The 15,204-nt window shown below is 63.8% G+C and carries 15 protein-coding genes and 1 pseudogene; 12 read left to right on the forward strand and 4 right to left on the reverse strand.

Translation table 11 applies throughout. The features are described 5' to 3' along the window. Positions 1-126 (forward strand): annotated as a pseudogene (locus QZW52_RS14605) (septal ring lytic transglycosylase RlpA family protein); the annotation flags it as partial. A 5-nt stretch (positions 127-131) separates the two neighbouring features. Here QZW52_RS14605 and QZW52_RS14610 read toward each other — a convergent pair. The 3 genes from QZW52_RS14610 to murB form a co-directional block, all read right to left on the reverse strand. Further along, positions 132-1,088, reverse strand: a complete 957-nt coding sequence (locus QZW52_RS14610; protein ID WP_294000148.1) for an IS1595 family transposase — start codon at positions 1,086-1,088, stop codon at positions 132-134. A gap of 107 nt (positions 1,089-1,195) precedes the next feature. Continuing rightward, positions 1,196-2,266 (reverse strand): RNA-guided endonuclease InsQ/TnpB family protein, encoded by a 1,071-nt coding sequence (locus QZW52_RS14615; RefSeq protein ID WP_294000150.1) that lies wholly within the window; start codon positions 2,264-2,266, stop codon positions 1,196-1,198. A gap of 232 nt (positions 2,267-2,498) precedes the next feature. Further along, a complete protein-coding gene (murB, locus tag QZW52_RS14620; protein WP_294000152.1) occupies positions 2,499-3,518 on the reverse strand; it encodes a UDP-N-acetylmuramate dehydrogenase in 1,020 nt (339 codons plus the stop codon). Positions 3,519-3,571: 53 nt separating this feature from the next. On the opposite strand from murB, the gene QZW52_RS14625 reads away from it, so the two are divergent. Continuing rightward, positions 3,572-4,060: a YajQ family cyclic di-GMP-binding protein gene (locus QZW52_RS14625; RefSeq protein WP_294000154.1), complete on the forward strand. Its 489-nt coding sequence runs from the start codon at positions 3,572-3,574 to the stop codon at positions 4,058-4,060. 18 nt (positions 4,061-4,078) lie between these two features. Here QZW52_RS14625 and QZW52_RS14630 read toward each other — a convergent pair whose 3' ends face one another. Next, positions 4,079-4,627, reverse strand: a complete 549-nt coding sequence (locus QZW52_RS14630; RefSeq protein WP_294000156.1) for a hypothetical protein — start codon at positions 4,625-4,627, stop codon at positions 4,079-4,081. Between the two features lie 183 nt (positions 4,628-4,810). Between QZW52_RS14630 and QZW52_RS14635 the strand changes: the two genes are divergently transcribed. From QZW52_RS14635 to QZW52_RS14680, 10 genes are all read left to right on the forward strand, one after another. Next, positions 4,811-6,013 (forward strand): acyl-CoA dehydrogenase family protein, encoded by a 1,203-nt coding sequence (locus tag QZW52_RS14635; RefSeq protein WP_294000158.1) that lies wholly within the window; start codon positions 4,811-4,813, stop codon positions 6,011-6,013. Between the two features lie 10 nt (positions 6,014-6,023). Further along, the gene (locus tag QZW52_RS14640; RefSeq protein ID WP_294000160.1) at positions 6,024-7,142 is read left to right on the forward strand and encodes an acyl-CoA dehydrogenase family protein; all 1,119 of its coding nucleotides are present in this window, start codon (positions 6,024-6,026) and stop codon (positions 7,140-7,142) included. A 26-nt stretch (positions 7,143-7,168) separates the two neighbouring features. Continuing rightward, positions 7,169-7,669 (forward strand): thioredoxin family protein, encoded by a 501-nt coding sequence (locus tag QZW52_RS14645; RefSeq protein ID WP_294000162.1) that lies wholly within the window; start codon positions 7,169-7,171, stop codon positions 7,667-7,669. A gap of 74 nt (positions 7,670-7,743) precedes the next feature. Next, positions 7,744-8,439 carry a pseudouridine synthase gene (locus QZW52_RS14650; protein WP_434738344.1) on the forward strand — a complete coding sequence of 232 codons (696 nt, stop codon included), beginning with the start codon at positions 7,744-7,746 and terminating at the stop codon, positions 8,437-8,439. A 32-nt stretch (positions 8,440-8,471) separates the two neighbouring features. Further along, positions 8,472-9,503, forward strand: coding sequence for a bifunctional riboflavin kinase/FAD synthetase (locus tag QZW52_RS14655; RefSeq protein WP_294000166.1), 1,032 nt, complete (start codon positions 8,472-8,474; stop codon positions 9,501-9,503). 79 nt (positions 9,504-9,582) lie between these two features. Continuing rightward, on the forward strand, positions 9,583-12,486 hold the full coding sequence (gene ileS, locus QZW52_RS14660) for an isoleucine--tRNA ligase (RefSeq protein ID WP_294000168.1): 2,904 nt from the start codon (positions 9,583-9,585) through the stop codon (positions 12,484-12,486). Between the two features lie 46 nt (positions 12,487-12,532). Continuing rightward, positions 12,533-13,714 (forward strand): GmrSD restriction endonuclease domain-containing protein, encoded by a 1,182-nt coding sequence (locus QZW52_RS14665; RefSeq protein WP_294000170.1) that lies wholly within the window; start codon positions 12,533-12,535, stop codon positions 13,712-13,714. A gap of 25 nt (positions 13,715-13,739) precedes the next feature. Further along, positions 13,740-14,420 carry an MAE_28990/MAE_18760 family HEPN-like nuclease gene (locus QZW52_RS14670; RefSeq protein ID WP_294000172.1) on the forward strand — a complete coding sequence of 227 codons (681 nt, stop codon included), beginning with the start codon at positions 13,740-13,742 and terminating at the stop codon, positions 14,418-14,420. A 185-nt stretch (positions 14,421-14,605) separates the two neighbouring features. Beyond that, positions 14,606-14,917 (forward strand): BrnA antitoxin family protein, encoded by a 312-nt coding sequence (locus QZW52_RS14675; protein WP_294000174.1) that lies wholly within the window; start codon positions 14,606-14,608, stop codon positions 14,915-14,917. A 15-nt stretch (positions 14,918-14,932) separates the two neighbouring features. Further along, positions 14,933-15,204 (forward strand): type II toxin-antitoxin system RelE/ParE family toxin (locus tag QZW52_RS14680; RefSeq protein WP_294000175.1); only part of this gene is annotated, 272 nt, incomplete at its 3' end.

A 15,204-nucleotide genomic window follows, 5' to 3' on the forward strand; every position in this document is an offset into this window, starting at 1 on the left:
ACCGCGGCCCACCCCACCATGCCCATCCCGAGCTACGCGCGGGTGCGCAACCCGGCCAATGGCCGCGAGGTGGTCGTGCGGATCAACGACCGCGGCCCGTTCTCGCCGGGCCGGGTCATCGATCTTCCTGATTAGCAACGATCCTCAGCATTCCCCCGAACGACCCGCTGAGCCCGAGGCTTGCACCGCGCGACATCGATGATGAGCCGAGCCACCAGCCCGCGCAGATCGAAGCGTCGGTTGAAGCGATAGGCGAACGCTGCCAGATAGCTGCTGGCGTACTTGGGGTACTTGAACGCATGGAACGCACCCGACAACATCGTCTTCAGGTTGCCCAGCACCGTGTTGACCCAGGTGAACTCGGGCAGCTCGCGCGGCTTGCGCTGGCCCACCACGATCGGCGTGTGCAGGCAGCCCGCGCTGGTGACCGCGGCGAAGCATCCCAGACCGTCGCTGACCACCCGCGTTCCCGGCATCAGCGCTGCCTGCGCCCACTGACCCACCGCCTCCAGCGTGAAGCCGCTCACCGGCGCGAGCTTGACGTACTGCGGATGCCCCTGGTCATCGACCGAGACCGCCGCCACGAACGGCACCTTGTTCTCCGAGCCCCGACCCGCCTTGCCGCCGCTGCGCTCCCCGCCAAGATAGGCATCGTCAAGCTGCACCGTGCCGTCGAGCCGGTGCTGGCCCTCCCGCTCGGCCATCGCGTGCATGATCTTCTGGTGCATCAGCCACGCCGTCGGGTAGCTCACGCCCACCTGCCGCTTGAGCGCCAGCGCCGACAGCCCTGTCTTGGCCTGGCTGAGCAGGTAGATCGCCAGGAACCACGTTCTCAGCGGCAGCTTGGTGCTCGCGAACAGGCTGCCCGCGGTCAGCGAGGTCTGGTGGCGGCAGCCGTTGCATTGATACAGCTTGCGTGCGCCCTGGCCCACCACGTAGTGCGCCGCAGTGCCGCAGCGCGGGCACTCGAAGCCCTGCGGCCAGCGCGCCTGCTTGACCGCCTCGGCGCATTGCTCCTCCGTGCCGAAGCTGCTCATGAACTCCGGCAGCGACATCCCCTGCTGGAACTGGATTCGGTTCATCGGCATGTGCTCGCTCCTGCGCTTGATATGTCCTCTACGCTACGCCTGATCGTCGGCTGGCGCCTTGCTGAAGATCATTGCTAATCAGGTCGATCTTTGACATCCTCCCCGCCCTAAAGGACGGGGATTCCTCCTGCGAGACGCGCATGTCCGCGCGCGGCGATGTTCCTGGCGGCGTTCACGTCGCGGTGGTGTTCCGCGCCGCAATCGCAGCATGTCCATCGCCTCATTCGCAGACCTGTCCTACCTTTCGGACTGCTGGCGGGTATGCCCCCGCAGCGCGAACAGGTCTGGGTTGTGTAGGCTTCATTCACCTCCTCGAACACGATGCCGGCCTGATGGCTCTTGTATTCCAGCATCGTCTTCATCATCGACCACCCGGCGTCCAGCGTGGATTTCGCCATCCGAGTCTTCACCATCGCTTTCGCCTGCACGTTCCCGACGAAGATCGCCGCGTTGCGCTCGACCAGCCCGGTGCTGAACTTGTGCATCGCGTCCTTGCGCGTGTTGGCGATCTTCGCGTGGATCGCGCGCACCCGGTTCTTCTTCCCGGCTCGCTGGGCGATCCCCAGCGCGCCCTCATGCTTGCGGTACAGGCCGGACGCCAGCTCTTCGCCGTCCGAGCACGTCGCCGCCGTCTTCAGGCCAAGGTCGATCCCCACCGATCCAGTGCCGGCCGACTTCGGCACGTCCACCTTGACGCACACGTTCAGGTACCACCGGCCGCGCGCGTCCTGCGAGAACGAGCCGGCGCGCAGATCGAACCGGCTCAGCCCGTAGCTGTCCCACAGACTGAACCTGTGCCCGAGAAAAGCGATCTGCCCGGCCTTGTACTTCGCGCCGCCCGCCTTGAACGGCACCCAGCCCAGCGAATGCTTCGCCGCCTTCGCGTTCGACACGCGCCAATTGAGCCGGGCTTTCTTGAACTGCTTGCGCCGGGTGGCGTATTCCTCGCACACCAGTTGCACCGTGGCGCTACCGATCCGCACGCCATCGCACTTCGAGTACCCCGCCGTGAGCTTCTGCAGGTCGAACCCGCTCAGCCACTTTCCGCGCTCGCGGATCGCCCGCGAACTGGTCTCGTTACAGTAGTTCCACACCTGATTGACCTCGCGCGCCATCAAGGACAGCACGCCTGCGTGCTTGTCCTTGATCCGCAGCTTGAGGGTCTTCACGGCTTCCATCCGACAACTGTATTTCCATACATGTCGCTTGACAAGCCGTTCCGGCTTGAACGCTCGACCCCGGGCTGAACCCCGGGGCTTGTCGCTTCGTCCGGGTCACTGGCGGCGGCCGTGCGGCTGGGTGTGTCGCACGCGGTGTCGCCCGTCGAGGTGGAGCGGCTGACGCATGACGCCATCCGCAGCGGTGCGTGGCGGCGGTGAGCGACGCACGCGGCGGTGTGGCTGGACAGGATCAGCCCACCACGATCGGCTCCGGCTCCAGCCGGATTCCGAACCGCCCGTAGACACTCTCCTGGATCGCCCGCGCCAGCGTGATGACTTCGGCGCCGCGGGCCTCGCCCCGGTTGACGAGCACCAGCGCCTGCTTCTCGTAGACCGCTGCCCCGCCCACGGACTTGCCCTTCCAGCCACAGGCGTCGATCAGCCAGCCAGCGGCGAGCTTGAAACTGCCGTCGTCCATCGGGTAATGGACGACATGCGGGTCGCGGGCGATGATGTCGCGGCACTGCTCGGGTGTCACCACCGGGTTCTTGAAGAAACTGCCGGCATTGCCGATCACGGCTGGATCGGGCAGCTTGGCGCGGCGGATGGCGCAGACCCAGTCGAAGATCTGGCGCGCGTCCGGCTGGACAACCCCCGTTTCCTCGATCTTGCGCAGCAGGTCCAGATACCCCAGCACCGGCTGCCACGGGCGCGGCAACCGCAGCCGAACGCGGGTGATGACGCTCTTTCCTGCCAGTGCGTGCTTGAAGACGCTGTCACGGTAGCCGAAGTGGCACAGGCGATGGTCCAGCGTGAAGCCACGGCCCGTGACCAGATCCACCCCGTCGAGCGACTCGAAACGGTCGGCCAGCTCCAGCCCGTAGGCGCCGATGTTCTGCACCGGTGCCGCGCCCACCGTGCCGGGGATCAGCGCCAGGTTTTCCAGCCCGCCCAGCCCTTGCTCGATGGTCCAGGCCACCAGCCGGTGCCAGGATTCACCGGCCCCCGCTTCCACGGTGACGGCATCCGCCCGTTCCTCGACGACGCGCAGGCCCATGATCTCGACCTTGAGCACGCACGCCGTCACGTCCCGCGCCAGCACGATGTTGCTGCCGCCGCCGAGAATGAACTTGGGCGCACGGCCGAATTCGGGGTGGTCCACGACGCGGCGCACGTCGGCTTCCTCCTCGATGTGGACCAGGGTCTGGGCGGTGGCGGGCAGGCCGAAGGTGTTCCAGGCCCGCAAATTGACGGCAGTTTCGATGCGCATGGCAGAATTTTCGCCCAAACCCCCAAGAACCTCGAATTCACAGAAAGAACACCATGCCCAGCTTCGACACCGTGCTTGAACCCGAACTGACGGAAGTTCGCAACGCCCTCGACCAGGCCAACAAGGAAATCGGCACCCGTTTCGACTTCAAGGGCAGCGACGCGCGCGTCGAGCACAAGGACAAGGAACTGACCCTGTACGCCGACAGCGACTTCCAGTTGCAGCAAGTCACCGACGTGCTGCTGGGCAAGATGGCCAAGCGCGGGGTGGACGTGCGCTTCCTCGACCTCTCGGCCAAGCCCGAGAAGATGAGCCACGACAAGCTCAAGCACAAGGTCATCATCAAGGCCGGCATCGAGGGCGATCTGGGCAAGAAGATCCAGAAGGCGCTCAAGGAAAGCAAGCTCAAGGTGCAGGGCAGCATCCAGGGCGACACGGTGCGCGTGACCGGTGCCAAGCGCGATGACCTGCAGGCGGCCATGGCCCTGCTGCGTAAGGACATCACCGAAGCGCCGCTGAGCTTCAACAACTTCCGCGACTGACGCGGACAGTCCGGCGGTTCAGAGCCGGATATACGGCTGGTCGGCCGAACGTTTCGGCGCCGCCGGGGCGCGGCGGGCGGAAACCGGTGCGATCGGCGTGAATTCATCGCTCACGTCGATCACGCCGTCCTTCAGGTGGGTCCGCACCACGTTGGCCATCAGATCGCTTTCGCTGAAGCCCAGCTCGTCCACCGCCAGAAAACGCGACGAGTACTCGCCCAGCTCGCCATCGGTGTTGCGGATCTTCCAGCCCGCATGGCGGTAACGCTGCGCCACCATCTTGTTGACGACCAGTCCACCGATGAGCATCGACATGCCCGACGACACCAGCGCCAGCGCCACCGAGCTGGCCACCGGCAGCGTGAGCGTGTGCCGCCACAGGCGCGCATGGGCCAGCACCCCTGCCCCCACCCACAGCGGCCAGGGCACCACCTCCCCGCTGAGCGCCGCCCAGACCTGAGCCGCCACGGCAGCACCCCCCGCAAGCACGAGCAGGGAATCGGGTCCGACCCGCACCTCGACGCGCCGGTAGAAGTGGGGATTCACGAAGGTGAGCGACTTTTTCATGGGACGGGCCTCTGCATCAACGGCGCGCCACTCCGGTTGGTCCTCGGCGCTCCACGGCATGGCTTCGGCAATCCGCCCGCAGACTTGAGCCTGGCACCGCCCGGCGCCTGTCGCAGCAGGGACAAAGCGCCTTGACCCCCTGTGCTAAAAAACCGGGCAGAACACCGCCCGGAGACACGCGCCATGGACCTGAATTTCACCGCCGACGAGCTGGCTTTTCGCGCCGAAGTGCGCGCCTGGGTCGCAGAGAGCCTGCCAGCGGACATCGCCACCAAGGTCCACGCGGCCCTGCGGCTGACCCGCGACGACCTGCAACGCTGGGCCAGGATCCTCGGCGCCAAGGGCTGGCTCGGCTGGGGCTGGCCGACCCAGTTCGGCGGGCCGGGCTGGAACGCGGTGCAGCGCCACCTGTTCGAAGAGGAATGTGCGCTGGCCGGGGCGCCGCGGGTGGTCCCGTTCGGGCCGGTGATGGTCGCGCCCGTCATCATGGCCTTCGGCAATGCGGCCCAGCAGGCGCGTTTCCTCCCCGGCATCGCCAGCGGCGACGTGTGGTGGAGCCAGGGCTATTCGGAACCCGGCTCCGGCTCCGACCTCGCCAGCGTCAAGACCCGCGCCGAGCGCGTCGGCGACCACTACGTCGTCAACGGCCAGAAAACCTGGACCACGCTCGGCCAGTACGGCGACTGGATCTTCTGCCTCGTGCGCACCAGCACCACCGGCAAGCCGCAGACCGGCATCAGCTTCCTGCTGATCGACATGAAGTCCCCCGGCGTCACCGTGCGGCCGATCATCACGCTCGACGGCGAGCACGAGGTCAACGAGGTCTGGTTCGACAACGTGGAAGTCCCGGCCGACCAGCGCATCGGCGAGGAGAACCAGGGCTGGACCTACGCCAAGTACCTGCTCGCCCACGAGCGCACCAACATCGCCGACGTGAACCGCGGCAAGCGCGAGCTGGAGCGGCTGAAACGCATCGCCAAGGCCGAGGGGCTGTGGGACGGCGACCCGCGGTTCCGCGACCAGATTGCGCTGCTGGAGGTGGACCTCGTGGCGCTGGAGATGATGGTGCTGCGCGTGCTGTCGGCCGAGCGCGGGGGCAAGAAGTCGCTGGACATCGCCGGCTTGCTGAAGATCCGCGGCAGCGAGATCCAGCAGCGGTACACCGAGCTGATGATGCTGGCGGGCGGCCCGTACAGCCTGCCGTTCATCCACGAGGCGATGGACGCCGGCTGGCAGGGGGATCAGGCGCTCGGCGGGCTGTGGCCGGGTGGTGCGGCCCACTGTGCGCCGCTGACGGCGACCTATTTCAACTACCGCAAGACGACGATCTACGGCGGCAGCAACGAAGTGCAGCGCAACATCGTCGCGCAGACGCTGTTCGGTTAAGGAGACACCCATGGACTTCGATTTCAGCGACGACCAAGAACAACTGCGTGACGCCGTGCGGCGGTGGGTGGACAAGGGCCACGGCTTCGAGCAGCACCGCGCCACCGTCAAGGCCGGCGGGGACAGCCGCGAGGTCTGGCAGGCGCTGGCCGATCTGGGCCTGACCGGGCTGGCGGTGCCGGAGGCGCATGGCGGCATGGGCTGGGGCGCGACCGAGGCGATGGTCGTGATGGAGGAACTCGGGCGCGGGCTGGTGCTGGCGCCCTACGCGGCGGCGGCGCTGGTGGCACCGACACTGCTGTCGGCGGCGCCCGCAGCGGTGCAGGCCGCGTGGCTGCCGAAGATCGCGTCGGGCGAGGCGCGGGTCGTGCTGGCCCAGCAGGAACGGGCGTCGCGCTACCGGCTCGACCGCGTGGCCACGACGGCCACCCGGACTGCCGACGGCTGGCAGCTCAGTGGCACGAAGAGCTTGGTGCCGGTCGGTGACGTGGCGGATGCCTACATCGTCAGCGCCAAGGCGGGCGACACGCTCGGGCTGTGGCTGGTCGAACGTGCTGCGGCCGGCGTCACCACCCGCGGCTACCTGACGCAAGACGGCGGGCGGGCGGCCGAAGTGCAGTTCGACCACGCCGCCGCCACGCTCGTCACCGACACCGCCGCGCTGGCCGTGCTCGAACACGCGGCCGATGTCGGCACCGCGGCGCTGTGCGCGGAAGCGGTCGGCGCGATGGACTTCCTCGTCAAGCTCACCGCCGACTACATGAACACGCGCAAGCAGTTCGGCGTCGCCATCGCCAGCTTCCAGGCGCTGCGCCACCGTCTGGCCGACTGCAAGATGCAACTCGAACTCGGCCGCTCGATGGCCTACCTCGCCACGCTGCGGCTGGGCGATGCGCCGGCCGTGCGGCGGCGGGCCGTGTCGCAGGCCAAGGTGCAGCTTGGCCAGTCGATGCGCTTCGTCGGGCAGCAGTGCGTGCAACTGCATGGCGGCATCGGCGTGACGGACGAGTACGTCGGCAGCCACTACTTCAAGCGGCTGAGCTGCATGGAACTGCAGTGGGGCGACACGCTGCACCACCTCGGCGAGGTCAGCGCCCGGATGCAGGACACGGCCGGCGTGTTCGCCTGATCGACCGTCAGCGGGTGACTGGCATCATGGCCACCATGCAGCTCACCCGCCCGCTCCTGATCGCCCTGGCCGTGCTGGCCGTTCCCGTGGCCTACCTCGGCTACCAGCGTTATCTGAAGACCGATCCACCCGGCCCGTATGACCGCCGCGCCGATGCCCAGGCCGACCTCGGCCGCGCTGTCGATCAGGCGCGCCGCGAGAACAAGCGTGTCCTCGTCGTGTTCGGTGCGAACTGGTGCCCGGACTGCCGCGAACTCGCCACCGACATGGCCAATCCGGCGCTGGGCATCCCGATCGCGGCGCGCTTCGTCGTCACCAAGGTCGATGTCGGCCACTTCGACCGCAACGGCCGCACCGTCACCCGGATGGGCAACCCGGTGGACAAGGGCATCCCGGCGGTGGTCGTGCTCGACGGCCAAGGCCAGCAACTCGGCACCGCCACCGGCCCGCAGCTCGCCGCCGTGCGCAAGGCCCGCGACCCGGCCACGCTGGTGGCGGCCCTCGACCGATTGGCCGCGCCGCAGTGACCGCCCCTCGGTGAGCGCCCTACACTGGCGGCCTCATGTCGAAGAAATCCCCCAAGAAATCCGCCGCCCGCGACATCACGCTGTCGCACGCGCTGTTCACCCAAGGCTTCGGCACGCGCCGCGACTGCGACGGGCTGGTGCTCAACGGACTGGTGTCGATCGCCGGCCGCGTCACCGACGACCCCGATGAAGCCGTCTCGCCCGAGGGGCTGGTGCTCAACGTCGAGGGCCGCGACTGGCCGTGGCGCGAGTTCGCCGTGGTGATGCTGAACAAGCCGACCGGCTACGAGTGTTCGCAGAAGCCCAAGCACTGGCCGAGCGTGATGACGCTGCTGCCGCCGCCGCTGCGGTGGCGCAGCGGCGGTGACGTGCAGCCGGTCGGGCGGCTGGACCAGGACACCACGGGCGTGCTGCTGCTGACCGACGACGGCGCGCTGATCCACAAGCTGACGCACCCGAAAAAGCATGTGGACAAGGTCTACGAGATCACCTGCGCCCGCCCGGTGACGGACGAGCAGGTGCAGCAGTTGCGGGCCGGCGTGGTGCTCAACGACGATCCGCAGCCGGTGCGCTCCGAGGAGTGCGCGGCGACGGGCGAGTTCACGCTGCGCATGATGCTGACCGAGGGCAAATACCACCAGGTCAAGCGCATGGTCGCCGCGGTCGGCAACCACGTCGAGTCGCTGCACCGCCGCTCGTTCGGGCGCATCACGATTCCCGACGGACTGGCGCCGGGGCAATGGTGCTGGATCGATCCCCAGGACATCTGAACCTCCGAGCCGAGTTCGGGGCACGACACGACATGCGAATTTTCCGTGGCATCCACCACCCCGGTCTGGCGCCGGCCTGTGCGCTGACGATCGGCAATTTCGACGGCGTCCACCGCGGGCACCAGGCCATGCTCGCGCTGCTGATCAACGAGGCGCGGCACCGCGGCCTGCCGAGCTGCGTGATGACGTTCGAGCCGCACCCGCGTGACTTCTTCTCCGCCAAGGCCGGCACGCCCGAGAAAGCCCCCGCCCGCATCGCCACGCTGCGCGACAAGCTGGAAGAGCTGGAACGCTGCGGCGTCGGTCAGGTCGTGCTGATGCGCTTCGACGAGCGGTTGGCGAGCCAGTCGCCGCAGGGCTTCATCGACGACGTGCTGGTGCGTGGGCTGGGGGCGCGTTACGTGCTGGTCGGTGACGATTTCCGCTTTGGTGCGAAGCGGGCGGGCGACTACGCGATGCTGGATGCCGTGGGCAACGCGGCCGGTTTCGACGTGGCCCGGATGCTGAGCTACGAGGTCCACGGGCTGCGGGTGTCGAGTTCGGCCGTGCGCGAAGCACTGGCCAGCGGCGACATGGCGCGCACGGCCTCGCTGCTGGGGCGGCCCTACAGCGTCAGCGGCCATGTGACGCACGGGCGCAAGCTCGGGCGCGGGCTGGGCGCTTCGAGCGAGGGCGGCGACGACGGGTTTCGCACGCTGAACCTGCGCTTCCCGTTCAGTCGCTCGGCGGCGGCGGGGATCTACGTCGTGCGCGTCCACGGACTGACCGGGCCGAACGGGCGGGCCATCGATGGCGTGGCCAGCCTGGGCGTGCGGCCGACGGTCGAGGACGCCGGGCGCATCCTGCTGGAGACGCACTGCCTCGACTGGCCGGCCGAACTCGGGCGCGAAGGGGGCTACGGTAAACTCGTGCGCGTGGAACTACTGCACAAACTGCGAGACGAGGCCCGCTACGACGGACTCGACGCCCTCACCACCGCGATCCGCCAGGACGTGGTGAACGCGCGTGCGTGGTTCGACACCCACGCCGCCGACCGTCGCCAGACCACGCGCGACCGAATTTGAACGCCGCGTTCGCCGGCGTTCTTCCTGCTCCTCCCGTCCGACTTCTTCAGGAACGCGCCCTGCCCGGCGCGTCGTGGCCATGACCGATTCGACTTCCCCCGCGTCCTCCAGCTCCTCGGCGCCCACCGACTACCGCGCGACGCTCAACCTCGCCGACACGCCCTTCCCGATGCGCGGCGACCTGCCCAAGCGCGAAGGCGGTTGGGTCAAGGACTGGAACGACAGCACCGCCGGCAGCAGCCTCTACCAGCGCCTGCGCGTCGCCCGCCAGGGCCAGCCGCTGTTCGTGCTGCACGACGGCCCGCCCTACGCCAACGGCAAGCTCCACATCGGCCACGCGCTGAACAAGGTGCTCAAGGACACCATCGTCAAGTCGCGCCAGTTGATGGGCTTCGATGCGCAGTACATCCCCGGCTGGGACTGCCACGGCCTGCCGATCGAGAACGCCATCGAGAAGCTGCACGGCCGCAAGCTCAGCCGCGATGACATGCAGGCCAAGTCGCGGGCCTTCGCCACCGAGCAGATCAACCAGCAGCGCGAGGATTTCAAGCGCCTGGGCGTGCTCGGCGACTGGGAGCGGCCGTACCGCACGATGGACTTCGCGAACGAAGCGGGCGAGCTGCGGGCGTTCAAGCGCGTGATCGAGCGTGGCTTCGTCTACCGCGGGCTGAAGCCGGTGTACTGGTGCTTCGACTGCGGCTCGTCGCTGGCCGAGTTCGAGATCGAGTACGCGGACAAGAAGAGCGACACGCTGGACGTGGCCTTCGAGGCGAACGACGCCGCTGCGCTCGCCGCCGCGTTCGGCCTCGCCGCGCTGCCCGAGGCGAAGAAAGCCTTCGCGGTGATCTGGACCACGACCGCGTGGACCATCCCCGCCAACCAGGCGCTCAACGCGCATCCGGAACTCGTCTACGCGCTGGTGGACACGCCACGCGGCGTGCTGATGCTGGCCGAGTCGCTGGTGGAGAAGTGCCTGGAACGCTACACGCTCGACGGCACGGTGATCGCCACGACAACCGGCGAACACCTGCGCGGCCTGAGCTTCCGCCACCCGCTGTTCGACGTGGACGCCGGCTACCAGCGCCTGTCGCCGCTCTACCTCGCCGACTACGTGACGGCCGGCGACGGCACCGGCATCGTCCACTCGGCCCCGGCCTACGGCGTGGAAGACTTCAACTCCTGCATCGCCAACGGCCTGAAGTACGACGAGATCCTGAACCCCGTGCAGGGCAACGGCCAGTACGCCGAGGATCTGCCGCTGTTCGGCAGCCTGAACATCTGGAAGGCGTGCCCGGTCATCATCGACACGCTGCGCCAGCACGAGCGCCTGATGGCCACGCAGCCGATCACGCACAGCTACCCGCACTGCTGGCGCCACAAGACGCCGGTGATCTACCGTGCGGCGGCGCAGTGGTTCGTGCGCATGGACGAGGGCGAAGGCGTGTTCACCAAGGACAAGGCGCCGAAGACGCTGCGGCAGCTCGCGCTCGACGCCATCGACCAAACGCAGTTCTACCCCGAGAACGGCCGCACCCGCCTGCGCGACATGATCGCCAACCGGCCGGACTGGTGCATCTCGCGGCAGCGGTCGTGGGGCGTGCCGGTGCCGTTTTTCCTGCACAAGGACTCGGGCGAGCTGCACCCGCGCACGATGGAGATCGTCGATCAGGCGGCGGACATCGTGGAGCGCGGCGGCATCGAGGCGTGGAGCCGCGTGACGGTGGAGGAGATCCTCGGCTTGGAAGACGCACCGCACTACACCAAGAGCACCGACATCCTGGAGGTCTGGTTCGACTCCGGCTCGACCTTCCAGCACGTCCTGCGCGGCAGCCACGCGCACGCCTACCCCGGCCCGTGTTTCCACGGCGAAGGCCCGGAAGCGGATCTGTATCTGGAAGGCCATGACCAGCACCGCGGCTGGTTCCATTCGTCGCTGCTGCTGGGCTGCGCGCTGTACGACCGGGCGCCTTATCGCGGCCTGCTGACCCACGGCTTCGCCACCGACGGCAAGGGCCTGAAGATGAGCAAGAGCCTGGGCAACACGGTCGAGCCGCAGACGGTGAGCAACAAGCTCGGCGCCGAGATCGTGCGGCTGTGGGTGGCCTCGACCGACTACTCGGGCGACCTGAACATCGACGACAAGATCCTCGCCCGCGTGGTCGATGCGTACCGCCGCATCCGCAACACGGTGCGCTTCCTGCTGGCGAACACGAGCGATTTCGATCCGGCGGTGGACCTGGTGGCGGATGCGGATCTGCTGGAAATCGACCGCTACGCGCTGGCCCGCGCCGCGCAGTTGCAGGCGGAAATCCTGGCGCACTATCAGGTGTACGAGTTCCACCCGGTGGTGTCGAAGCTGCAGGTCTACTGCTCGGAAGACCTGGGGGCGTTCTACCTCGACGTGCTGAAGGACCGGCTCTACACGACCGCGCCGAAGTCGCTGGCCCGCCGCTCGGCGCAGACCGCGCTGTGGCGCATCACGAACGCGATGCTGCGCTGGATGGCGCCGTTCCTGAGCTTCACGGCCGAGGAGGCGTGGGGGCATTTCGCGGGCGCGGCGTCGCAAGGGTCGATCTTCTTCGAGACCTACGCCGACCTGGGCACGGCCGACGAGGCGCTGCTGGCGAAGTGGGCGCAGGTGCGGACGGTGCGCGAGGCGGTGAACAAGGAGATCGAGAACGTGCGCACGGGCGGCGCGGTCGGGTCGTCACTGCAGGCCACTGTTCAGATCACGGCACCGCAGGCGGATTTCGACGTGCTGGCGTCGCTGGGTGACGATCTTAAGTTCGTGCTGATCACGTCAGAGGCGAGTCTGTCGGTGGGCGATGCGCTGCAGATCACGGTGGCGCCGAGTGGGGCGGTGAAGTGCGAGCGGTGTTGGCATTACCGGGAGGACGTGGGGGTGAATCCGGCGCATCCGACGATCTGCGGGCGGTGTGAGATAAACCTTTATGCGTGCGGAGAAATTCGAACCATCGCGTAACATAAAATGCACGCACAATTCTGAAATTAAATTTAAAAGGCAAATCGTGACCAATTCCCAGGAATCAAATCTTAAGTTGGCGGTCGATAAAAAAAGGCGCGAAATATCATCAGACAATATATCAATGTCAATTGGAGAATTGTTAAATTTATACAAAGACCATGAATTAGATATTCACCCTGAATTTCAGAGAGTATTCAGATGGGGCCCCGAACAAAAATCAAGATTAATAGAATCATTATTTCTTGGAATACCACTTCCGCCGATTTACGTAGCCACCAATATCACAGGCGTATGGGAAGTAATAGATGGAGTTCAAAGATTATCAACCATCTTTGAATTCATGGGGGAATTAAAAGGCCCAACACTAGAAAACGAGGCTGAAAATGAGATTACACTCAAGCCCGGACTAATACTTGCGGCAACAAAGCATTTACCAGAATTGAAAGATGTGTCTTTCTCAGAAATAGATCAAGCACTTCGCCTTGAATTCAAGAGAACCCGCTTGGATGTAAAGGTTTTATCTCGGGACACTTCTGGACGAGACACAGGAAAATTCGATTTATTCGAAAGACTAAATACATACGGTGAGCCACTATCACCCCAAGAATTAAGAAATTGTGTTTTGGTAAACCTTAATCCAACAATGTTTCGTTGGCTCAAAAATCTTGCAAGCAATTCAAGCTTCAGAAATTGCACACTACTAAGTGATCAACAAATAAAAGAAAAATATGATATGGATCTCGCATTGAGATTTATTGCTTTACGCGACGCATCAGTTACATCAATTGGAGATATCCATGAATTTTTGCGAGATCGAATGGAAATAATTGCCCTTGACAAAGATTTTAATTTTGCCTCTGAGGAGAAATTGTTTACAGAGATTTTTGAATTTCTTGATGCCGGACCTAACTCAAATTCATTTAGGTCATGGACTGCCTCGAAAGAAGAATTTCGAGGGGGATTCACTTTAGGTGGCTACGAGGGAGTAGCCTTGGCAATCGGACGGCACTGGGGTAGTATAAAAAAGATGGGGGGAAATTTTAATGTAGATCTTTTTCTAAAAGAGGTATGGAGCCAACCAGAATACACGAAGAGTTTCTCTGGTTTGCGCGCAAGAGATCGAATGGCGAGAGTAACCCCAGCGGTCGAGAGAGTCATAGAAAAATACACGTCACGCCAAAATAAGGCACCAAACAAAAACAATAAGCAAAAGCAACCTAAATAATCAAATACAGCGCAATCAGCGACACATGAGACAATTATCTGACCTTGGTGATTCAATTCAAAATGATTTGGCATGGAGAAAAAAAGAGGTTAGCGACTTGCGTGCCGCAGCATCACTGGCAGCCGAGTCAGATAGGTATATATTCAGGGCAGGTCAAGTATTACTCTGCGCCCACTGGGAAGGATTTTTAAAAAAATCTGCGGATCTATATCTTGAACACATTTTTAGTCAAGACATACGGTTATGCGAATGCACTCCGAACATAATCGCAATCGCGTATTTTAAAGATGTAATGTATGCATCAGAGGCAAAATCACCAGGAAGTAAAAATCACCACATCAGCCTAGCCAAAAAAATACGCAACGATATCAATACCAAAATAAGCAAGCCAAAATGGCAAGCCAGCACAGGAGGGAATCCCGGCACAGCAGAATTATCGGCAATACTGGAGTCAATAGGCGTTGATGAAAATCTTGGAATGAGTGCTGCAGAGTGGAGCACAACTAAAGTGTTTATAAATGAACAACTCCTAAAAGATCGCCACGCAGTTGCCCACGGACAACGATTAACAATAAAAAAGGGAGACCTATTAAGCAGGAGCGAACGGTTGCTAAACCTGCTGGATACGGTTCATGATAAATTAATGGATTCCGCAGCCAATAAGAAATATATCATTCACTCTACGGAATTAATATCACCCAATTGAATGAGCGACCATCACCGCACGACTGAATCCGCCCTGCGGCAGATCAGTCCGCAGTGGGCGGAACAACCAAGCCAGATCGTATAAACAGCTTGTGTGGATTTATTTACAACAAAACCTAAGCAGCATCACAGCAATTATTTTCTCGACCTATACAGTCGCCATAAATAAATTCACTGAATTCCCTTATGTCGATAGCTGCCCAAAAAACCACCTACCCCGCCATCGTCATGCCGACCATGGAAGAGGACGCCGCCATCACCGCCGCCGCCCTGAGCGACCCGGACGCCCAGCCCCTGACGGACGCGCAACTCGGTGCCCTGGTGCCGATGAAAACCCTGCGCGGACGCCCCCGCACGGATAACCCCAAACGACTTGTCTCGGTGCGCTACAGCCCCGAAGTGATCACGTATTTCAAGTCCACCGGCGACGGCTGGCAGGCCCGCATGGACGGGGTGCTGCGCGAGTACGTGGCGCGACAGGCAAAATCTACTCCCTAGGCGTATAGTCACGCCATGCTCACCGTCATCGAAACGCTGCTTTTCCAGAAGCAGTGGCCCCTCTACTGGACCGAAGAGGAACGCGGCGCTTTCGCGGCCTTTCTTGCTGAGCACCCAAACGTCGGTGATGTCGTCCCCGAATCCGGCGGCATGCGCAAGATCCGCTGGGCACGGGCTGGATCTGGCAAATCGGGCGGCGTCCGGGTCATCTACTTCACACGGTTGGCATCCGGCGACATCGTGCTGCTGACGCTTTACGCAAAATCCAAGACTGACAACCTCACTGG

The sequence above is a fragment of the Sphaerotilus sp. genome (assembly GCF_013299175.1).
Lineage (GTDB): Bacteria > Pseudomonadota > Gammaproteobacteria > Burkholderiales > Burkholderiaceae_C > Sphaerotilus.